Below are 17,899 nucleotides of genomic sequence, written 5' to 3' on the forward strand. Positions count from 1 at the left end.
CCTTTGCCGCCCATCGCCGCGCCTTCCGTCACCGCCGGATGAAGCCTTCGTAGTGGCGCTTGATGAGCTGGCTTTCGATCTGCTTCATCGTCTCCAGGGCGACACCGACGACGATGAGGAGCGAGGTGCCGCCGATGCGGACCGACGGCGGCAGGCCGAAGACGTCGGTGAAAAAGACGGGCAGGATGGCGACGGCGGCGAGAAAGAGGGCACCGAAGAGGGTGATGCGGTTGATCACCCGGGTCAGGTAGATGTACGTCTGCCGCCCGGGGCGGATGCCGGGGATGAACCCGCCGTGCTTCTGAAGGTTTTCCGTAAGCTGCTGCGGGTTCAGCTGGACGTAGGTGTAAAAGAAGCTAAACGCAATGATGAGGAGCACGTAGAGGAACATCCCCAGCGGAGCGGTGACGGTGAACTGCTCCAGCACCCAGTCGGCGAAGGCGTTGCCGCGGAAAAACTGGGCGATGATCTGCGGGAAGTAAACGATCGACACGGCGAAGATGACCGGGATGACGCCGGCGGAGTTGACCCGGAGCGGAATGTGCGTCGACTGCCCGCCGACGACCCGCCGCCCGACGACCCGCTTGGCGTACTGGACCGGGATCTTCCGGACGCCCTGCTGGACGAAGACGACGCCGGCGATGATGGCGACGACGATCGCCAGCACGATCAGCGCGATGATCCCGGCGAGAAACAGATTGGCGCCCTCGCCGGTGAACTTCGTGACGTAGATCTGCTCCAGGCTGGAGGGAATCGCCGCCACGATGCCGGCGAAAATGAGGATCGAGATGCCGTTCCCGACGCCTTTTTCGGTGATCTGCTCGCCCATCCACATGAGAAACGTCGTCCCCGCGGTGAGCACGACGGCGATGACGACGTACGTGAAGAACGTCGGATGGACGATCATGTGGTACTGCCGCTCAAAGGCGATCGACATGCCGACGGCCTGGATGAAAGCGAGGACGACGGTGGCGTACCGGGTGACCTGAGCGATCTTCCGCCGGCCGCTTTCTCCCTCTTTGGCCCATTCGGCGAGCTTCGGCACGACGTCCATGCTGAGGAGCTGCATGATGATCGAGGCGGTGATGTACGGCATGATCCCCAGGGTGAAGATCGAGAAGTTGGACATCGCCCGGCCGCTGAACGTGTCGAAGAGGCCGAAGAGGTTGCTGTTCATGATCCCCTGGCGGAGAGCTTCGACGTCGATCCCCGGCACCGGGATGAAGCTCCCGATGCGGAAGACGACGAGCATCATGAGCGTGTAGAGCACCCTCCGCCGGAGATCGGCGACGCTGAAGATGTTCCGGACGGCCTTGAACACTCAGATCACCTCGGCCTTGCCGCCGAGGCGTTCGATCTTCTCCACCGCCGACTTGGAAAACTTGTGCGCCCGGACCGTCAGGCGAACGGTGAGCTCGCCGTCGCCGAGGATTTTCACCCCGTCCTTGAGGTCCCGGATGATGCGGGCCTGGAGGAGGTCCTCCGGCGTGACGACGGCGCCGTCCGGGAAGCGGTTTAAGCTTTCGACGTTGACAATGGCATACTCCTTCTTAAACGGCGCGTTGGAAAAACCCCGCTTCGGCACCCGCCGGACGAGGGGGTTCTGCCCGCCTTCAAAGCCGGGACGGACGCCGCCGCCGGAGCGGGCCTTCTGGCCTTTGTGGCCGCGGCCGCTCGTCTTCCCGTGGCCGCTCGAGGTGCCGCGGCCGACGCGCTTTCTCTTCCGCTTCGATCCGGGGGCGGGTTTGAGTTCGTGGAGTTTCACCGGCTCTGGCCTCCCTTCGCCGCCTCCGCGGTGGCCGCTTCCGCCGGACGGACTTCGACGAGGTGGGCCACCTTGGCGATCATGCCGCGGATGCTCGGGGTGTCATCGTGGACGACCGACTGATGAAGTTTCCGAAGCCCGAGGGCGCGAACCGTCCGCTTCTGGTCTTCGGGCCGGCCGATCGGGCTCCGCTTCAGGGTGACGACGATCTTGGCCACCGGCCTCACCCCTTGTGGGAAAGAATCTCGTCGACGGATTTGCCCCGGAGGCGGGCGACCATCTCCGGCGTCTTTAAGGCTTTTAACCCTTCAAACGTCGCCCGGACCATGTTGATCGCGTTGCGGGAACCGAGGGACTTGGTGAGGACGTCCCGGACGCCGGCGAGCTCGAGCACCGCCCGCACCGGCCCGCCGGCGATGACGCCGGTCCCGGGAGCGGCCGGCTTCATGAGGACCTTGCCCGCGCCGAAACGGCCGATGATCTCGTGGGGGATCGTCGTGCCCCGGAGGGGAACGGTGATCATGTTCTTTTTCGCCGCTTCGATCCCTTTCCGGATGGCGTCGGGAACCTCCGTCGCTTTTCCGAGGGCAAAACCGACGCGGCCGTTTTTGTCCCCGACGACGACGAGGGCGCTGAAGTGGAAGCGCCGGCCGCCGGCGACGACCTTGGCCACGCGGTTCACCTGAACGACGCGCTCTTCAAAGGCTTGTTCCCGTTCTCGTTCGCGCCTGGCCATTCCAACCACCTTTCTTCGTGTTGAGGCGCGGCGTCTCGGACGCCGGGCGTCCGACGCGGTGCGCCCTTAGAAGTCGAGGCCGCCCTGCCGGGCCGCCTCGGCGAGGGCCGCGACGCGGCCGTGGTAGCGATAGCCCCCCCGGTCGAAGACGACTTTGTCGATGCCCTTGGCCCTGGCCCGCTTGGCAATGAGCTCGCCCACCTTGGCCGCCGCTTGGACGTTGCCGGTGCCGATCGCTTTGAGCGCCTCCCGGAGCTCGGGGTCGAGCGTCGAGGCGCTGGCCAGGGTCACGCCGCGGGTATCGTCGATGATCTGGGCGTAGATGTGCTTGTTCGAGCGGAAGACCGAAAGGCGCGGCCGTTCGGGCGTGCCGAAGACTTTGCGCCGGATCCGGTAGTGCCGGATCTTCCGCCGTTCGTTGCGACTCGGTTTGACGATCACCGGGCCTCACCCCCTCACTTTTTCTTCGCGCCGGCCTTCCCGACCTTCTGCCGAACGACTTCGCCGGCGTAGCGGATCCCTTTGCCTTTATACGGCTCCGGCTCGCGGAACGACCGGATCTTGGCGGCCACAAGGCCGACTTTTTCTTTGTCGATGCCGCGGACGATGATCTTCGTCGGCTCCGGAACGTCGATCTCGATCCCGTCCTCCGGCTCGTATTCGACCGGATGGGAGTAGCCGAGGGCGATGACCAGCTTTTTGCCCTGTTTCTGGGCGCGGTAACCGACGCCGACGATCTCGAGCGCCCGAACGTACCCTTCGGTGACGCCCTGGATCATGTTGGCGATGAGGCTCCGGGTCGTGCCGTGCAGCGCCCGCATCGCCGGTTCGTCGTTCGGCCGCTCGACGACGACCTGCCCGGCCTCAAGGCGGATCTTCATCTTCGGATGAAACGTCCGGCTCAAGGTCCCCTTCGGGCCGCGAACGGTGACGGTCGTGCCGTCGACGGCGACGTCGACGCCGGACGGGATCGGTACCGGGCGCTTGCCGATGCGGCTCATCGTCTCCCTCCTTCGTCTCACCAGATGTAGGCGATCACTTCGCCGCCGGTCCGTTTGGCCCGGGCTTCCTTGTCCGTGAGCACCCCCTGCGAGGTCGAGAGGATGGCGATGCCGAGGCCGCCCAAGACGCGCGGGACTTCGTAGCTCTTGGCGTACACCCGCCGCCCGGGCTTCGAGATCCGCCGAAGGCCGGTGATGACCCGCTCGCCGTTCGGACCGTACTTGAGAAAGAGGCGGAGGATGCCCTGCTTGTTATCCTCGATGTATTCGTAGTCGCGGATGTAGCCTTCCCGCTTGAGGATCTCGGCGATCTCCCGCTTGAGGCGCGACGCGGGGACTTCCACCTTGTCCTTCTTCGCCATGTTGGCGTTCCGGATGCGGGTGAGCATATCCGCGATCGGATCGGTCATGACCATGTGCGTTCCCCCTTTCGTTCGGGCCGACCGGGCCGTCGGCCTTCGACCGGCCGTCCGCTTACCAGCTGGCTTTCCGCATGCCGGGGATCTGTCCCTTGTGGGCGAGCTCCCTGAGGCAGATGCGGCAGAGGCCGAACTTGCGGTAGACGCTCCGGGGCCGGCCGCAGCGCTTGCATCGGGTGTAGGCCCGAACCTTGAACTTCGGCTTCTTCTGCGCCTTGAGGATGAGCGCCTTGCGCGCCATCGTCGTCCTCCTTTCGCCTCGATCGTTCACCTCAAGCCTTCAGGCCGCCCGAATTGTTCAAGCCGTCCGAAACGGCATGCCGAGGTGCTTGAGGAGCGCGTACGCTTCTTCGTCCGTCTTCGCCGTCGTGACGATCGTGATTTCGATGCCGCGGATCTTCTCCACCTGGTCGTAGTCGACTTCCGGGAAGATGAGCTGCTCGCGGACGCCGAGGTTGAAGTTGCCTCGGCCGTCAAAGCCTTTCGGCGACACGCCCCGGAAGTCCCGCACCCGGGGAAGCGCCACGTTCATCAGCTTGTCGAGAAAATGATACATCCGCTCGCCCCGGAGCGTCACCTTGACGCCGATCGGCATGCCGGCCCGAAGCCGAAAGCCGGCGATCGACTTTTTCGCCCGGGTGACGATCGGCTTCTGGCCGGCGATCACCGTGAGGTCCCGGACGGCGGCGTCGATGAGCTTCGGGTTCTGAACGGCGTCGCCGACCCCGATGTTCAGGACGATCTTTTCGATTTTCGGCACCTGATGCGGGTTTTTGTAGCCGAACTCCTTCATGAGGGCCGGTACGACGTCCTGCTCGTATTTGTCTTTCAGTCGAGCCCCAATGCCCACAGGATTCCCTCCTTTCGGCGCCTTCAGCGGTCGAGCGGCTCGCCGGAGCGCTTGGCGATGCGCACCTTGCGGCCGTCCGGGAGGATCTGGTATCCGACGCGGGTGGGCTTGCCGGTCTTCGGATCGATCGGCATCACCTTGGAGACGTGGATCGGCGCCTCTTTTTCAATGATGCCACCCTGGGGATACTGGGGGCTTGGCTTCTGGTGCTTTTTGACGATGTTGACGCCCTCGACGAGGACCCGGGATTTTTTCGGATAGGCGGCGAGGACGGTGCCGATCTTCCCCTTGTCCTTGCCGCTGATGACCATCACTTTATCGCCTTTTTTAACATGCATTTTAGGCATGTTCAAGCCTCCTTGCGGCCGGAATCAGAGGACTTCCGGCGCGAGGGAGATGATTTTCATGAAGTCTTTCTCTCGGAGCTCCCGGGCGACGGGGCCGAAGATGCGGGTGCCGCGAGGGCTTTTGTCGTCCCGGATGATGACGGCGGCGTTTTCGTCAAAGCGGATGTAGGAGCCGTCGGGCCGCCGGACGCCCTTTTTGGACCGGACGACGACCGCCTTGACGACGTCGCCCTTCTTAACAACTCCGCCGGGCGTTGCTTGCTTGACGGAGCAGACGATGATGTCGCCGATGTTGGCGTAGCGCTGGTTGCCGCGACCGAGGACGCGGATGCACATGAGCTCCTTGGCGCCGGTGTTGTCGGCGGCGACGAGCCGGGTCTGCGGTTGGATCATGGTCTCCCTCCTTTCCGGAGCCGACGTCAGACGTGTTCGGGCCGCTCAAGGATCTTCACGAGGCGAAAACGCTTGTGCCGGGAAAGGGGCCGCGTCTCCATGATCAGGACGAGGTCGCCGACGCGGGCTTCGTTCTTTTCATCGTGGACCTTGTACTTCTTCGAGTATTTGATGCGCTTGCCGTACAGCGGATGGCGCTTGTACGTCTCGACGGTCACGACGATCGTCTTTTGCATTTTATCGCTCGTGACGCGGCCGATGAGCGTGCGGCGTTTGTTCCGCTCCACCTGGATCCCTCCTTGGCGTCACCCGCGGCGGATGCCGAGCTCCCGTTCGCGAAGGATCGTCTTCGCCCGGGCGATGTTTTTCTTGACTTCCTTGAGCCGGTGCGGCTGATCGAGCTGGCCGGTGGCGTGCTGGAAGCGGAGGTTGAAGAGCTCTTCCTTCCAGGCGCGGATCTTCTGTTCGAGCTCTTGGTTCGTGAGCTCCCGAAGTTCTTCAGCCTTCATCGCGCTCACCATCCGTTTCGCTGCGGTGGACGATCTTGGCCTTGACCGGCAGCTTGTGCATCGCCAGCCGCAAAGCTTCCCGGGCGACGTCTTCCGGAACGCCGCCGATCTCGAACATCACCCGGCCGGGTTTGACGACGCTCACCCAGCCTTCGACGCTGCCTTTCCCGCTTCCCATGCGGACTTCGAGCGGTTTTTTCGTCACCGGTTTGTCGGGGAAGATGCGGATCCAGATCTGGCCGCCGCGCCGAACGTGACGGGTGATGGCGATACGCGCCGCTTCGATCTGCCGGTTGGTCACCCATCCCGGCTCGAGGGCGACGAGACCGAAGTCGCCGAAGGCGACGGTCCGCCCGCCCTTGGCGCGGCCTTTCATTCGCCCCCGCTGCTGCTTGCGGTATTTGGTCCGCTTGGGCATGAGCATGCTCGGTCACTCCTTCCGGGCCTTGTCTTTCTTCGGCAGCACTTCGCCGCGGAAGATCCAGACTTTGACCCCGATGACGCCGTACGTCGTGTGGGCTTCGGCGACGGCGAAGTCGATGTCCGCTCGGAGGGTGTGAAGCGGGACGGTGCCTTCGCTGTAGCCTTCGGTGCGGGCGATCTCGGCGCCGGCCAGGCGGCCGCTCACCATGACCCGGACGCCCTTGGCGCCGGCCCTCATGACCCGCTGCATCGCCTGCTTCATCGCCCGCCGGAAGGAGACGCGGCTTTCCAGCTGCCGGGCGATCGATTCGGCGACAAGCTTCGCCTCGAGGTCGGGCTTCTTGACTTCGCTGACGTCGATGTGGACTTTTTTTCCGGTCAGCTTCTCCAGCTCCGCCCGGAGCCTTTCGATCTCGGCGCCGCCCCGGCCGATGACCATGCCGGGCTTGGCGGTGTGGATGGTGACGTTCACCCGGCCGGCGGCCCGCTCGATCTCAATCCGGGCGACGGCGGCGTCCTTGAGCGCCGTTTCGATGTGCTTGCGGATGGCGAGGTCCTCGTGCAAGAGCGCGGCGAAGTCTTTTTCGGCATACCACTTGGCGTCCCAGCCGCGGATGATGCCGACGCGGAGGCCGATCGGGCTCACCTTCTGCCCCACGCCTTATCCCTCCTCTTTTTCTGCCACGATGACGGTGATGTGGCTCGTGCGCTTTAAAATCTGCGCGGCGCGGCCCATGGCGCGGGGGCGGTAGCGCTTCAGGGTCGGCCCCTCGTCGACGTAGCAGGCGCGAACGTAGAGGGCGTCGGGGCGCATGTCGTGGTTGTTCTCGGCGTTGGCGATCGCCGAGCGGAGCACCTTTTCGATGATCGGCGCCGCTTTCTTCGGCGTCTGCCGGAGGATGGCCAGCGCCGTGCCGACGTCTTTGCCGCGAATGAGGTCGATGACGAGCCGGGCCTTTCGCGGCGAGATGCGGACGCCGCGGGCGACGGCGCGGGCGGTCCGGACTTCGGTGTCGGTCGGCATGTTCTCCCTCCTTTGCGGGAAGATCGTTCGGTCGACCGGACGGGGGAAGGCGGGGCGCCGGTTGGGCACAGGCGGACGGCGCCGCGCCTCAGCGGCCGGTCTTCTTGTCGTCGCCGGCGTGGCCGCGGAAGGTGCGGGTGGGAACGAATTCTCCGAGCTTGTGGCCGACCATCTCTTCGGTGACGTAGACGGGGACGTGCTTACGGCCGTCGTAGACGGCAAAGGTGTGGCCGACGAATTCCGGGATGATCGTCGAGCGGCGGGACCACGTCTTGATGACCCGCTTTTCGTTTTTCTCATTGAGCGCCCGGACTTTCTTCAGGAGATGGTCGTCCACGAACGGCCCTTTTTTCACGCTGCGGCCCATGCTGGCCCTCCTTTCGCAGGCGGAATCGGGGACGGGAGCCCCGGCCGCGGTTTACTTCCGGCGATGCAGGATGTATTTGTCGGATGCCTTCCGCTTCTTCCGGGTCTTGTAGCCGAGGGTCGGCTTGCCCCACGGCGTGACGGGCGACGGACGGCCGATCGGCGCTTTGCCCTCACCGCCGCCGTGCGGGTGGTCGACGGGGTTCATCGCGGAACCGCGGACGTGCGGCCGGCGCCCGAGCCACCGGCTCCGCCCGGCTTTCCCGATCGTGATGAGTTCGTGCTCGATGTTCCCGACCTGCCCGATCGTCGCCCGGCATTCCTTGCGGATCTTCCGGATCTCGCCGGAGGCAAGGCGGATGATGGCGTAGTCGCCGTCCCGGCCGATGATCTGCGCCGAAGCGCCGGCGGCCCGGATGAGTTGACCGCCCTTGCCGGGCTTGAGCTCGATGTTGTGAATCGTCGTGCCGACGGGGATGTGCTCAAGCGGGAGGGCGTTCCCGACCTTGATGTCGGCGCCGGGACCGGATTCGATGACGTCGCCGACCCTAAGGCCCTGCGGCGCGAGGATGTAGCGCTTCTCGCCGTCGGCGTAGTGGATGAGGGCGATGCGCGCCGAGCGGTTCGGGTCGTATTCGATCGCCGCGACCTTGCCCGGAACGCCGTCTTTGTCCCGCTTGAAGTCGATGATCCGGTAGAGGCGCTTGTGGCCGCCGCCCCGGAAACGGACGGTGATCCGGCCCTGGTTGTTCCGGCCGGCGTGCTTTTTGAGGGGTTCGACGAGGGATTTTTCCGGCTCCGTCTTCGTGATCTCCTCAAAGGTGTAAACGGTCATCCCCCGCCGACCGGGCGACGTCGGCTTGTAGGTTCGGATGCCCATGGTCTCCCTCCTTGGCGCCGCGGTCCCGGCGGTCACCGAGCCCGCGATCAGACCCCTTCGTAGAATTCGAGCGGCTTGGAGTCGGCCGTGAGCTTCACGTACGCTTTCTTCCAGGCTTTGGTCCGGCCGACGTGGCGACCGACGCGTTTCGTTTTCGGTTTGACGTTCAGGGTGTTGACCTTTTCGACCCTGACGCCGAAAATCTGCTCGACGGCCTGCCGGATCTCGATCTTGTTGGCCCGGGGATCGACTTCAAAGGTGTAGGTCTTGTTTTTCATCAGCTCCGTCGTCTTTTCGGTGATGATCGGCCGGAGGATGATGTCGTGGGGGTTTTTCATGCGTACACCTCCTCGATCTTCCGGGCGGCCGCCTCGGTGAGGATGAGGGCGTCGTGGTTGAGGAGGTCGTAGACATTGATCTCGCCGGTCGTCGTCACCTTGACGCCGGGAAGGTTCCGGGCGGAGAGGAGGACGTTCCGGTCGACCTCCGGCAGGATGACGAGCGCCTTCCGGTCAACGCTCAAGTTTTTGAGCAGCCGGACGACGGCTTTCGTCTTCGGCGCCTCGATGACGAGGCGATCGAGGACCTTGAGGGCCCCTTCTTTCGTCTTGGCGGAAAGGACGGACTTGAGGGCCAGGCGGCGCATCTTCTTCGGAAGCTCCAGGCGGTAGCTCCGGGGCGTCGGGCCGAACACGACGCCGCCGCCGACCCACTGGGGCGCCCGGATGGAGCCCTGCCGGGCGCGGCCGGTCCCCTTTTGCCGCCACGGCTTGCGGCCGCCGCCCCGGACTTCACCGCGGTTTTTGACGTCGTGGGTGCCGAGGCGCTGGTTGGCGAGGTAGGCGACGACGGCCCGGTGGACGACCGCCTCCCGGGGTTCGATGCCGAAGACGCGGTCGTCGAGGTCGATCTCGCCGACGGTGGCGCCGTCCTGATTATAAAGGGGCACTTTGGGCATCGCTGATCCTCCTTTCTCCGGACCGCTTACGCCTCTTGAGGCGCCTTGATCGCCGAGCGGACAATGACGAACCCGCCGCGGGGGCCGGGGACGGCGCCTTTGACGAGGAGGAGGTGTTTGTCCGGGATGACCTTGACGACGAGGAGATTCTGGACGGTGACCCGTTCGTTCCCCATCCGGCCGGGGCCGGGCGTCCCCTTCAAGATGCGGTACGGGCCGGTGGCGCCCCGGGAGCCGATGCCGCGGTGGTAACCGGAACCGTGGGCCATCGGACCGCGGGCCTGGTTGTGCCGCTTGATCGCGCCCTGGGTCCCCTTCCCCTTGCTCGTGCCGGTGACGTCGACGAGCTCGCCGGGGGCAAAGAGGTCGACGGTGAGCGTCTGCCCGACTTCGTAGCGGTCGAGCTCGACGTCCCGGATTTCGCGGACGAAGCGCTTGGGCGCCGTACCGGCCTTGGCGGCGTGGCCTTTTTCCGGTTTCGTCGCCCGCTTCGGCTTTTTGTCGAGAAAGCCGAGCTGTATGGCGACGTAGCCGTCGGTCTCCGGCGTCTTTTTCTGGAGGACGACGTTCGGTCCGGCTTCGATGACCGTCACCGGTACGATGCGACCTTCTTCGTCGAAGATCTGGGTCATGCCGAGCTTGCGGCCGAGGATGCCCTTGCGCGCCATGGTTCAGCCTCCTCCCTCAGCGGCCGCGGGACCGCTTGCCCTTTTCTTCGGGGCCGCCGGTCAGCTTGATGGAGATGTCCACGCCGCTCGGCAGATCGAGCCGCATGAGGGCGTCGACCGTCTTCGGCGTCGGATCGATGATGTCGATGAGCCGTTTGTGGGTGCGGATCTCGAACTGCTCCCGGGAGTCCTTGTACTTGTGCACCGCCCGCAGCACGGTGTAAAGATGCCGCTCCGTCGGAAGCGGCACCGGTCCGGACACCTTGGCGCCGGTGCGCCGGGCGGTCTCGATGATTTTTTCCGCCGACTGGTCGAGGACGCTGTGTTCAAACGCCTTCAGGCGGATGCGGATTTTTTGTTCCGCCATCGTCGGGCCTCCTTTGGCGCCTATTTGGAGCAATAGACTTCTCAGCGAGAATTCCCCGTCCGCCGGGGCGCCCTCCCCGGACGCAAAGCAAATGACCCGGGCGTGCCGGCAACCTCCCGCCTCATCGCTTGCGCCGACCAAACATACAGCATTATATAGAATGCCAGCGCCGAACGCAAGGCGGCGCAATCACTCAGCCAAAATGTAACCGAAGGGGTCCCGGATCACTCACGGAGAAATCTTACCGAAGGGACGTGCTGTGCCGATGTCACTCGCCAGCCGCCGCGAGTATCTCGCCACCATGCGAGAACGGTACTGGGCGGCCCGAACCCGCCGGGAACGCACCGAGATCCTGAACGAAGTCCAGCAAGTCTGTGGTTACCACCGCAAGTACACGATCCGGGTCCTCCGAAAGACCACGCCGCCGGCCCCGACCAAGCGCCGTCGCAAGCGGGCCCTGCGCTACCTCGAGGCCTTGCCGGTCATCGCACGGATCTGGGAAGCGCTGGACTACCCTTGCGCCGAACGGCTTCACCCGGTGCTCTTGCTCATGGCCGAGCACCTGGCCGCCCACGGGGAAGTGGTCCTCACCGGGGCCGTTCGCGACGCCCTTCGGCAGATCAGCCGCGCCACCCTGGCCCGCCGCCTCGCTGCGATGCCCTCGCCCAAGCCGCGCCGTCGGCTTCCTCGTCCGCGACCGGGGCTTCTGCAAAGCCAGATCCCCATGGCCACCTACGACTGGGACGAAGCCCGACCCGGGGCCTTGGAGGTCGATCTGGTTGAACACAACGGCGGCTCGACGGCCGGCCAGTACGCGTACACCCTCAGCATGGTCGACATCGTCACGGGCTGGAGCCGCCGCCGCGCCTTGCTCGGCCGAAGCCAGCGCGCCGTCCACGAAGCCATCCAGGACCTGATCGCCCAATGGCCCTATCCGGTCTGGGGCCTTCATACCGACAACGGCGCGGAGTTCGTCAACCATCACCTGCACCGGTACGCCAAGGTACACCACCTGACGTTCACCCGCAGCCGCCCCTATCGCAAGAACGACAACGCCCACGTCGAGCAGCGCAACCGCCAGCTGGTCCGGGAGATCGTCGGCTACGCCCGCTACGACCGCCCCGAGCAAGTCGAACAGCTCAACCGGCTCTACGCCCGCTTGGACCTCTACGCCAACCTGTTCCTCCCAACCCGGAAGCTCAAGAACAAGGTCCGGGACGGCGCCCGGGTGCGCAAATCCTACGACGCCGCCCGGCCCCCGCTGGATCGCATCCTCGAGCGCGACGTGCTCTCGCCCGAGGAACGGGCGCGCTGGCTGGCCCTACGGCAGTCCCTCAACCCGCTGCAACTCCATCGGGAGTTGGATGAGCTCATCGCGGGCCTGCAGCATCCCCCGGAAACGGCCATGTCCGCCGATTGAGGCGTTCGGTGACATTCTTACGTGAGTGATCAGGACCCGTTGGGTAACATTTTTAGCTGAGTTGACACGGAAAGAACTGGCCGATTTGTGACGAACTTCACATAGTGCGGGAGGCGCGGGGCGCTTCGGCACGGGCGGCACGCGTCTTGGCCGTGGGCCGTTGACGGATCGGGCGCCTTCGGTGCGGCGGGCAGGAGGGCTGCGGAGCCCGCGGTGCAGGCGACCCGGGCGGCTCGGATGCCGGCGCTGCAGGCGATGCCGGTGGCCAGGGAGCCGGCGGCACGGGTCTTCAGGGTGCAGCCGGTACGGGTGCCGCACGACGGGGTACCGGGTGCGGGGTGGATGCACTGTGACGGCCGAATGGACCTTCCTCGACCACACCTTCCGCATCAGCGAGGAGACCCTGCCCTACGTGCGGCAGGGGCTGAACGAGGAAACGGCCCAGAAGATCTGCGAGATCATCCGCGACATCGCCGAGGTTGACGCCGTGGCCATCACGGACCGGCAGACCATCCTGGGCTACGCCGGCCTGGGCTGCCCCTTCATGGTGCGGCACCAGCCCATCCTCACCCGGGCCACGCGCAACGTGCTGGCGACGGGCCGGCTGCGGCTGGTGGCCTCCAAGGCGGACTTCGAATGCCCCATCGCCGGTTGCCCCTGCCCCCTGCAGGCGGCGGTCATCGCACCCCTCAAGGTCCGGGACCAGGTGGTGGGGACGCTGAAGCTGTATCGCACCCACCGCAACGACATCCCCGGCATGGTCCACCGCCTGGGGGCGGGGATCGCCCAGCTGCTCAGCCTGCAGATGGAGCTGGCCGAGGCCGAGCGGCTGCGGGAACTGGCAGCCCGGGCGCGGCTCGAGGCCCTGCAGGCCCAGATCCGCCCGCACTTTCTGTTCAACACCCTGAACACGGTCCTGATGTTCAGCCGCACCGACCCCGACCGAGCCCGCGACCTGCTGGTGAAGCTGGCGGTGTTCCTCCGCCGGGCCCTGACGGTACGGGACGAGTTCATCCGCCTGGAAGACGAGATGGAGTACGTGCAGATGTACCTGGAGATCGAGCAGGCGCGGTTCGGCGACAACCTGCGCTTCCGCGTGCGGATCGACCCCCGGGCCTTCGGTTGCCTGGTGCCGGTGCTGACCATCCAGCCCCTGGTGGAGAACGCGGTGGTCCACGGGCTGGCACCCCGGGAAGGCGGCGGGCGCCTGACGGTGGCGGCCCGGGTGCGCGGCGGCCACTTGCACGTGGTGGTGGCCGATTCAGGGGTCGGCATCCCCCCGGAACTGCGCCAGGAGATCTTCCGGCCCGGGGTCGGCAAGGGCATGGGGTTGGGTCTTTCCAACGTCAACCAGCGGCTGGTGGGCTTGTACGGGGAGGCGTACGGGCTCAAGGTGCGGAGCCGCCCGGGGCGGGGAACCCTGGTGCGCCTGGTGGTCCCCTTGCGGCGCCAGGCCGTGCAGCCGGCCAGGGAGGAACCGGCGCGATAAGGAGGAACCGGCGCCATGACGGTGCCTGCCGAGCGACAGCCAGAGTTGGAACGGCCGGACGAACAGGAACGGGCGGGACGGCAGCGGCCGGAACGGGAAGGGCCTGACGGGCTTGAGCGGCCGCAGGGGTACGAGCGCCGGCCCCGATCCGAGCGGCAGCCGGAAGGGCGGCCAGAAGAAGACCGGGGTGCGGACGCAGCCGCAGGACCGCTGCCCGCCACCGGGACCGGGAGGGGTCCGTCGCCCGCGGGGGAGCCGGGCCGCGGCGGGGCCGCGTTCGACCCGAACGGCGACCCCGAATGGGAGTGGGATCTGGACGGCCCGCCGCCAGGGGACCGGCCCATCCGGGCCCTGATCGTCGACGACGAGTACCCCGCCCGGGCGGAGCTGCGCTACCGGCTGAGCCGGGAACCGGGGGTCGAGATCACCGGCGAGGCGGCCAACGCCCGGGAAGCCCTGCGGCTGATCGGCGCCCTGGACTACGATGTGGTCTTCCTGGATATCGCCATGCCGGGAATTTCCGGTCTGGAACTGGCCGAGCGGCTCAAGCAGCAGCCCGGCGCTCCGTACGTGATCTTCACCACGGCCTATGACGAGTACGCCGTCAAGGCCTTCGAGGCCCGGGCCCTGGATTACCTCCTCAAGCCTTATAGCGACGACCGGCTGCGGGAGACCTTGAGCCGGGTCCGGGAGCGGCTGGCCTTGCGGGGGGTCGCACGGCCGGCAAGGACGCCGGCGACGCCGGTGGCGGGATCCACGGCCGCAGGAGCCGGAGCGCAGGCGGGTTCGCCGGCGCCAGGTGGGGTGGCGGCGCAGGCGGGGCGGCCAGGGCCGGCGGCGGCTGAGCAGGCGGCGGCACCGGGGGGCGCGGAGGGAGCGGGGGGCGGGCCGGCCGGGACGGGCGGTGGCCGTGGGCGGCCCCGGCCACGCTGGGTGATGGGGGTCCGGGATGAGGCCGCGGTGCCCATCCCCGTGGAAGAAGTGGTCTATGCCGAGGCGGAGAACGACCAGGTCTTCGTGTACACGGCGACCCACCGCCTCCCGACCCGTTACACCTTGCGGGAGCTGGAGGACCTGCTCCCGCCGGACCGGTTCTTCCGCTGCCACCGGGGCTACATCGTCAACCTGCGCAAGGTGCGGGAGATCAGCCCGTTCTTCAACGGGACCTACAACCTGACCGTGGTCCACGCCGGCCAGCCGGTGACGATTCCGGTGGCTCGCAGCCGCGTGCCCGAGCTGAAGCGGCACTTCTGGCCCGAGCAGGCCAGTTGACGGCGGGCCCGGGCAGGCCGGTTGACGGCCGTTGCGGAAAGCGAACGGGCACGGGTCCCGTGCGGGGCGGGAAGGGGCTGGGACGAATAGGCCGATGCGGCCCTAGGAAATCCACCCCAGACGGCATCTCGCGGCCCTGACGGCCGGCTAGGTCCGGCTAGGTTTTAAGCAACGGTCATGGGTATGATGGGGACAGGACAGGCCGCTGATGAAGCCAGTAGAGGTTGGTCAGGTTTAGACAGGCACACATAAAGAAGTTCGGACGAACCACCACAAAGTTCGACAGAACCACGACGCCACAAGAAAGCCATGCAGGGAAGGCGGGAGCCACCATCGACCCTGTATTTGTCATCGCCGCGACCAACGCCACCCTCAACGCCATCAGCGCCGTGGTGATCGCCCGGGCGTACCGGCGGATCCGGGCCGGCGACGTGGCGGGGCATCGCCGGGGCATGCTGCTGGCGGCCGGGTTGCAGGCGGTGTTCCTCATCCTGTACCTGACCAAGAGCGTCCTCTACGGGACGACGCCGTTCGAAGGCCAGGCTGCCATTCGGCTGATCTACCTGGTGATCCTGGGCGCCCACAGCCTGGCGGCCAGCGTGACGGCCCCCCTGGTGCTGGTGGCGCTGGTCCTGGGTCTGCGCGGCCGCTACGACCGCCACCGCCGGGTGGCCCGCTGGGCCTATCCCATCTGGTTCTTCACGTCGGTCACGGGGCCGTTGACGTTCCTTTTGCTCTACGGATTCGGCCGGCCCGGCTATGGGGTCCAGGCCCTGGCCGCTCTGGTGCAGGGACTGCCGGGGGCTGTGGCCGCCATCGGCACCACCTGGGGCCCCTTCGCAGGGGCCGGAGGGATCTGGACGGACCCTGGGCTTTTCCTGACCCAGGTCCTTGCAGGGATGGGTCCGACTCTGGCCGCTCTTGTACGGATGGTGACCTGGGCGTGACAGGGGCGGCGGGGCGGACCTTGGCGGCGGCGGGTGGCGGTCCGGGTCCAACGCGGGTACCGGCGATCGAGGTGGAGCACCTGTCCCGGCGTTTCGGCGCCATTGAAGCCGTCCGCGACGTCAGCTTCCGTGTCGAGCAAGGGGAGATCTTCGGCCTGCTGGGCCCCAACGGAGCCGGCAAGACGACCACCATCAACACACTTTATGAATTGGTCAAATTTTGAATCGCTACCTTTCCTTCTCCTATTGCACATTCGTTAACTGGCCTTCCTGAACACTGTAGAGGAAAGAACGTGGAGAACTTCTCGGAGGAAGGAACGTGCTTGCTCTTCGGAGGGGAACGCATACAACGTCTGTCCTAACCACTCACCAGTAAAACCTTTCAACTTCTTCCCAACCTGCAACAGGTGCTCTTTTGCAGTGTCGGTAAGTTCAAACGGTGCTCTGAAACTCACCCCGTAGGTGAGGTTTTTTGTTTCAGGCGGGAGGCTAGACTTGTTCAAACGAACGAGGTAGACCTCTGGCACACCGAGGATTTCACAAACCGTAGCATAGCGACTCATCGCACTATCTCCAGTCTCGAGAGAGTCCACCCACGAGTGCGAACCTGTCTCCAGATACCCGTTCAGCAGCGCGGTAGCCAGCTCCCGAGAGAGCCGTCCTGCGGCTACGTCAAGAGCGATGCGCCGACGCTCCGTGTCCGTCCAACTGATAAACACCGGTTTTTCACCTCCGTCATGGGGTTCATTTACGGTTGACGTCGTTAAACGTTAACTGCAGTGGGAGAGAGCAAAGACACGTCTACTACTGGACCGTCTACAAGGTCGAGAAACTCCTCAAACGACATCGACTTGTACTCCTCCCATGTCAGAGTTGGAACACGTTTCAAACCAAGCTTCCTAGCGCAGGATTCACAAAGCCCGTCCCTTCTTGGAACAGACGTTACATCAGGAGCACGATGTCCATCTGGATAGACTATCCAGCATCGAGTTCTTGGCAGGAAATAACGAAGTGGCTGACCACATCTCTTGCAAAAGTCAAACATTGTCGGACGCTCGTCAACTCTCTGGCTCATTCGGATACCCTCCTTTCCAGAGTTATGATTTAATTATAATGGAAAGAAAAGGAACTTAAAAGGTGAAGAAAAGTGGGAGAGAGTGTGGAAAAAATGAGGAAATGAAGAATTTCCTAAAGTCTGGAATTCCTCATTTCCGGCACAGAGGAGAGTGAGCACTCTGCCGCTCTAGCGAAGCAGAGTGCTCTACTCTGTGTCCCACGGAATTTTAATTCCGAGGAATTTCAAATTTATATATATTGGGGTTTTCCTCGGAATTAAACTCGTTAACACTTGTTAACGTCTTACGTTGTTTATGTGAATGTCCTTGCGGAGATAGACAGTTGTCTTCTTCCCTCTGCCACGTCCCTCATCAACAACAATCTCCTTACCAGCATTCGTCTTCTCCCACTGCTCGTTGAGTACTAGAATGTCCTTCTGGAGAGTATCTCTCGAAGCAGTGATTCCCTTCACCTGGAGCTTTGCTCCTAGCTCATCCCAAGTTAACGGCTCAACTGCTTCCTCCAGCACCTCAACTATCTTACGGTAACGCTCTTGAAGCTCTCGTGTCTTCTTGCTTGCATTCTCTGACTCCTCCCAACGCTTCTCGGTTTCCTGCTTGTCGTAGATGAGTCGTCCACTCTCTGAGCGGATGCAGTAGTACGGTTTTCTACCTGTCTGCTTGACTAGGTTTCCGGATATGCCAATCGTGAAGTAACCGAGAGGGTCTCCAGTTGTCTGTGGTCCGTAGATACCAATTTGGAAACGGCTTGCAGCAACCAGAGCGGTTGTACCGCGTATACCAGACAGCGTTGAGAGCTCGTCAAGCCAGTCTGTACCGGCTGAAGGTTTACGAGTGTGATGGAGGATTATGTCTGTCCTGTGATCAAGTCCAGTATCATGTGTAAATTGCCCTCTTCGGCGAATGAAAGGACAGGTCACTCAGGCATTCACAACGTGCAGCATGGCCGGCTCAGTGGATTTCTGTTGTTCCTTCTTCCACTGCCAATA

Annotated in this window: 29 protein-coding genes; 5 read left to right on the top strand and 24 right to left on the bottom strand. The window is 64.5% G+C overall.

The window, feature by feature from the left end; translation table 11 throughout:
* Nucleotides 1-28 precede the first annotated feature (28 nt).
* From secY to rpsJ, 22 genes are all read right to left on the bottom strand, one after another.
* Nucleotides 29-1,321 (bottom strand): preprotein translocase subunit SecY, encoded by a 1,293-nt coding sequence (gene secY / locus SA87_RS06035; protein WP_066200686.1) that lies wholly within the window; start codon nt 1,319-1,321, stop codon nt 29-31.
* Nucleotides 1,322-1,765 (bottom strand): 50S ribosomal protein L15, encoded by a 444-nt coding sequence (gene rplO, locus SA87_RS06040; RefSeq protein ID WP_066200689.1) that lies wholly within the window; start codon nt 1,763-1,765, stop codon nt 1,322-1,324.
* Nucleotides 1,762-1,983, bottom strand: a complete 222-nt coding sequence (gene rpmD, locus SA87_RS06045; protein ID WP_066200692.1) for a 50S ribosomal protein L30 — start codon at nt 1,981-1,983, stop codon at nt 1,762-1,764. Before rpmD ends, rplO begins: the two co-directional genes overlap by 4 nt.
* Nucleotides 1,984-1,988: 5 nt before the next feature.
* Nucleotides 1,989-2,501 (bottom strand): 30S ribosomal protein S5, encoded by a 513-nt coding sequence (gene rpsE / locus SA87_RS06050; RefSeq protein ID WP_066200695.1) that lies wholly within the window; start codon nt 2,499-2,501, stop codon nt 1,989-1,991.
* Between the two features lie 66 nt (nt 2,502-2,567).
* Nucleotides 2,568-2,942 carry a 50S ribosomal protein L18 gene (rplR, locus tag SA87_RS06055; RefSeq protein ID WP_066200697.1) on the bottom strand — a complete coding sequence of 125 codons (375 nt, stop codon included), beginning with the start codon at nt 2,940-2,942 and terminating at the stop codon, nt 2,568-2,570.
* Between the two features lie 14 nt (nt 2,943-2,956).
* Entirely contained in the window at nt 2,957-3,502 is a 546-nt protein-coding gene (rplF, locus tag SA87_RS06060) for a 50S ribosomal protein L6 (RefSeq protein WP_066200699.1), read from the bottom strand.
* Nucleotides 3,503-3,519: 17 nt separating this feature from the next.
* Nucleotides 3,520-3,918, bottom strand: coding sequence for a 30S ribosomal protein S8 (gene rpsH, locus SA87_RS06065; RefSeq protein ID WP_066200702.1), 399 nt, complete (start codon nt 3,916-3,918; stop codon nt 3,520-3,522).
* A gap of 58 nt (nt 3,919-3,976) precedes the next feature.
* Complete coding sequence (locus tag SA87_RS06070; RefSeq protein WP_066200704.1) at nt 3,977-4,162, bottom strand: type Z 30S ribosomal protein S14; 186 nt, start codon at nt 4,160-4,162, stop codon at nt 3,977-3,979.
* Between the two features lie 57 nt (nt 4,163-4,219).
* Nucleotides 4,220-4,765, bottom strand: a complete 546-nt coding sequence (gene rplE / locus SA87_RS06075) for a 50S ribosomal protein L5 (RefSeq protein ID WP_082718385.1) — start codon at nt 4,763-4,765, stop codon at nt 4,220-4,222.
* Nucleotides 4,766-4,794: 29 nt separating this feature from the next.
* Nucleotides 4,795-5,109, bottom strand: coding sequence for a 50S ribosomal protein L24 (gene rplX / locus SA87_RS06080; protein ID WP_066200707.1), 315 nt, complete (start codon nt 5,107-5,109; stop codon nt 4,795-4,797).
* 33 nt (nt 5,110-5,142) lie between these two features.
* Complete coding sequence (rplN, locus tag SA87_RS06085; protein WP_066200709.1) at nt 5,143-5,511, bottom strand: 50S ribosomal protein L14; 369 nt, start codon at nt 5,509-5,511, stop codon at nt 5,143-5,145.
* A gap of 26 nt (nt 5,512-5,537) precedes the next feature.
* A complete protein-coding gene (gene rpsQ / locus SA87_RS06090) occupies nt 5,538-5,804 on the bottom strand; it encodes a 30S ribosomal protein S17 (protein ID WP_156423589.1) in 267 nt (88 codons plus the stop codon).
* A 12-nt stretch (nt 5,805-5,816) separates the two neighbouring features.
* A complete protein-coding gene (gene rpmC, locus SA87_RS06095) occupies nt 5,817-6,020 on the bottom strand; it encodes a 50S ribosomal protein L29 (protein ID WP_066200715.1) in 204 nt (67 codons plus the stop codon).
* Nucleotides 6,010-6,444: a 50S ribosomal protein L16 gene (rplP, locus tag SA87_RS06100; RefSeq protein WP_066200717.1), complete on the bottom strand. Its 435-nt coding sequence runs from the start codon at nt 6,442-6,444 to the stop codon at nt 6,010-6,012. Before rplP ends, rpmC begins: the two co-directional genes overlap by 11 nt.
* 6 nt (nt 6,445-6,450) lie before the next feature.
* Nucleotides 6,451-7,101 carry a 30S ribosomal protein S3 gene (gene rpsC, locus SA87_RS06105; protein ID WP_066200720.1) on the bottom strand — a complete coding sequence of 217 codons (651 nt, stop codon included), beginning with the start codon at nt 7,099-7,101 and terminating at the stop codon, nt 6,451-6,453.
* A 3-nt stretch (nt 7,102-7,104) separates the two neighbouring features.
* Nucleotides 7,105-7,467, bottom strand: coding sequence for a 50S ribosomal protein L22 (gene rplV / locus SA87_RS06110; protein ID WP_066200723.1), 363 nt, complete (start codon nt 7,465-7,467; stop codon nt 7,105-7,107).
* An 88-nt stretch (nt 7,468-7,555) separates the two neighbouring features.
* A complete protein-coding gene (gene rpsS, locus SA87_RS06115) occupies nt 7,556-7,834 on the bottom strand; it encodes a 30S ribosomal protein S19 (protein ID WP_066200726.1) in 279 nt (92 codons plus the stop codon).
* Nucleotides 7,835-7,885: 51 nt separating this feature from the next.
* Complete coding sequence (gene rplB, locus SA87_RS06120) at nt 7,886-8,713, bottom strand: 50S ribosomal protein L2 (protein ID WP_066200729.1); 828 nt, start codon at nt 8,711-8,713, stop codon at nt 7,886-7,888.
* 47 nt (nt 8,714-8,760) lie between these two features.
* Nucleotides 8,761-9,051, bottom strand: coding sequence for a 50S ribosomal protein L23 (gene rplW, locus SA87_RS06125; protein ID WP_066200732.1), 291 nt, complete (start codon nt 9,049-9,051; stop codon nt 8,761-8,763).
* Nucleotides 9,048-9,671 (bottom strand): 50S ribosomal protein L4, encoded by a 624-nt coding sequence (rplD, locus tag SA87_RS06130; RefSeq protein WP_066200735.1) that lies wholly within the window; start codon nt 9,669-9,671, stop codon nt 9,048-9,050. Before rplD ends, rplW begins: the two co-directional genes overlap by 4 nt.
* A 26-nt stretch (nt 9,672-9,697) precedes the next feature.
* Nucleotides 9,698-10,339 (bottom strand): 50S ribosomal protein L3, encoded by a 642-nt coding sequence (gene rplC / locus SA87_RS06135; RefSeq protein WP_066200738.1) that lies wholly within the window; start codon nt 10,337-10,339, stop codon nt 9,698-9,700.
* Nucleotides 10,340-10,355: 16 nt separating this feature from the next.
* Nucleotides 10,356-10,706, bottom strand: coding sequence for a 30S ribosomal protein S10 (gene rpsJ, locus SA87_RS06140; RefSeq protein WP_066200741.1), 351 nt, complete (start codon nt 10,704-10,706; stop codon nt 10,356-10,358).
* A 265-nt stretch (nt 10,707-10,971) separates the two neighbouring features.
* On the opposite strand from rpsJ, the gene SA87_RS06145 reads away from it, so the two are divergent.
* The 5 genes from SA87_RS06145 (at nt 10,972) to SA87_RS12625 (ending at nt 16,058) form a co-directional block, all read left to right on the top strand.
* Nucleotides 10,972-12,126 (top strand): DDE-type integrase/transposase/recombinase, encoded by a 1,155-nt coding sequence (locus tag SA87_RS06145; protein ID WP_066200744.1) that lies wholly within the window; start codon nt 10,972-10,974, stop codon nt 12,124-12,126.
* 349 nt (nt 12,127-12,475) lie between these two features.
* Nucleotides 12,476-13,615, top strand: a complete 1,140-nt coding sequence (locus SA87_RS14250) for a histidine kinase (RefSeq protein ID WP_066200747.1) — start codon at nt 12,476-12,478, stop codon at nt 13,613-13,615.
* Nucleotides 13,616-13,630: 15 nt separating this feature from the next.
* On the top strand, nt 13,631-14,887 hold the full coding sequence (locus SA87_RS14255; protein ID WP_066200750.1) for a LytR/AlgR family response regulator transcription factor: 1,257 nt from the start codon (nt 13,631-13,633) through the stop codon (nt 14,885-14,887).
* Nucleotides 14,888-15,111: 224 nt separating this feature from the next.
* A complete protein-coding gene (locus SA87_RS06160; protein ID WP_066200753.1) occupies nt 15,112-15,834 on the top strand; it encodes a DUF420 domain-containing protein in 723 nt (240 codons plus the stop codon).
* Nucleotides 15,835-15,905: 71 nt separating this feature from the next.
* Nucleotides 15,906-16,058, top strand: a complete 153-nt coding sequence (locus tag SA87_RS12625) for an ATP-binding cassette domain-containing protein (protein ID WP_281180926.1) — start codon at nt 15,906-15,908, stop codon at nt 16,056-16,058.
* A 33-nt stretch (nt 16,059-16,091) separates the two neighbouring features.
* Here SA87_RS12625 and SA87_RS06165 read toward each other — a convergent pair whose 3' ends face one another.
* Nucleotides 16,092-16,553, bottom strand: a complete 462-nt coding sequence (locus tag SA87_RS06165; protein WP_066200755.1) for a hypothetical protein — start codon at nt 16,551-16,553, stop codon at nt 16,092-16,094.
* Between the two features lie 632 nt (nt 16,554-17,185).
* Complete coding sequence (locus SA87_RS13125; protein WP_156423430.1) at nt 17,186-17,830, bottom strand: P-loop NTPase family protein; 645 nt, start codon at nt 17,828-17,830, stop codon at nt 17,186-17,188.
* Nucleotides 17,831-17,899: the final 69 nt, after the last annotated feature.

Origin of the sequence: Hydrogenibacillus schlegelii (assembly GCF_001653195.1) — a bacterium.
Classification (GTDB): domain Bacteria; phylum Bacillota; class Bacilli; order Thermicanales; family DSM-22653; genus Hydrogenibacillus; species Hydrogenibacillus schlegelii.

What these genes read in the sequence shown, in the direction of transcription:
- rpsE (WP_066200695.1), bottom strand. Translation starts at nt 2,501, where the DNA reads ATGGCCAGGCGCGAACGAGAACGGGAACAAGCCTTTGAAGAGCGCGTC.
- rplF (WP_066200699.1), bottom strand. Translation starts at nt 3,502, where the DNA reads ATGAGCCGCATCGGCAAGCGCCCGGTACCGATCCCGTCCGGCGTCGAC.
- rpsH (WP_066200702.1), bottom strand. Translation starts at nt 3,918, where the DNA reads ATGGTCATGACCGATCCGATCGCGGATATGCTCACCCGCATCCGGAAC.
- SA87_RS06070 (WP_066200704.1), bottom strand. Translation starts at nt 4,162, where the DNA reads ATGGCGCGCAAGGCGCTCATCCTCAAGGCGCAGAAGAAGCCGAAGTTC.
- rplX (WP_066200707.1), bottom strand. Translation starts at nt 5,109, where the DNA reads ATGCATGTTAAAAAAGGCGATAAAGTGATGGTCATCAGCGGCAAGGAC.
- rplN (WP_066200709.1), bottom strand. Translation starts at nt 5,511, where the DNA reads ATGATCCAACCGCAGACCCGGCTCGTCGCCGCCGACAACACCGGCGCC.
- rpmC (WP_066200715.1), bottom strand. Translation starts at nt 6,020, where the DNA reads ATGAAGGCTGAAGAACTTCGGGAGCTCACGAACCAAGAGCTCGAACAG.
- rplP (WP_066200717.1), bottom strand. Translation starts at nt 6,444, where the DNA reads ATGCTCATGCCCAAGCGGACCAAATACCGCAAGCAGCAGCGGGGGCGA.
- rplV (WP_066200723.1), bottom strand. Translation starts at nt 7,467, where the DNA reads ATGCCGACCGACACCGAAGTCCGGACCGCCCGCGCCGTCGCCCGCGGC.
- rpsS (WP_066200726.1), bottom strand. Translation starts at nt 7,834, where the DNA reads ATGGGCCGCAGCGTGAAAAAAGGGCCGTTCGTGGACGACCATCTCCTG.
- rplB (WP_066200729.1), bottom strand. Translation starts at nt 8,713, where the DNA reads ATGGGCATCCGAACCTACAAGCCGACGTCGCCCGGTCGGCGGGGGATG.
- rplW (WP_066200732.1), bottom strand. Translation starts at nt 9,051, where the DNA reads ATGAAAAACCCCCACGACATCATCCTCCGGCCGATCATCACCGAAAAG.
- rplD (WP_066200735.1), bottom strand. Translation starts at nt 9,671, where the DNA reads ATGCCCAAAGTGCCCCTTTATAATCAGGACGGCGCCACCGTCGGCGAG.
- rplC (WP_066200738.1), bottom strand. Translation starts at nt 10,339, where the DNA reads ATGGCGCGCAAGGGCATCCTCGGCCGCAAGCTCGGCATGACCCAGATC.
- rpsJ (WP_066200741.1), bottom strand. Translation starts at nt 10,706, where the DNA reads ATGGCGGAACAAAAAATCCGCATCCGCCTGAAGGCGTTTGAACACAGC.
- SA87_RS06145 (WP_066200744.1), top strand. Translation starts at nt 10,972, where the DNA reads ATGTCACTCGCCAGCCGCCGCGAGTATCTCGCCACCATGCGAGAACGG.
- SA87_RS14255 (WP_066200750.1), top strand. Translation starts at nt 13,631, where the DNA reads ATGACGGTGCCTGCCGAGCGACAGCCAGAGTTGGAACGGCCGGACGAA.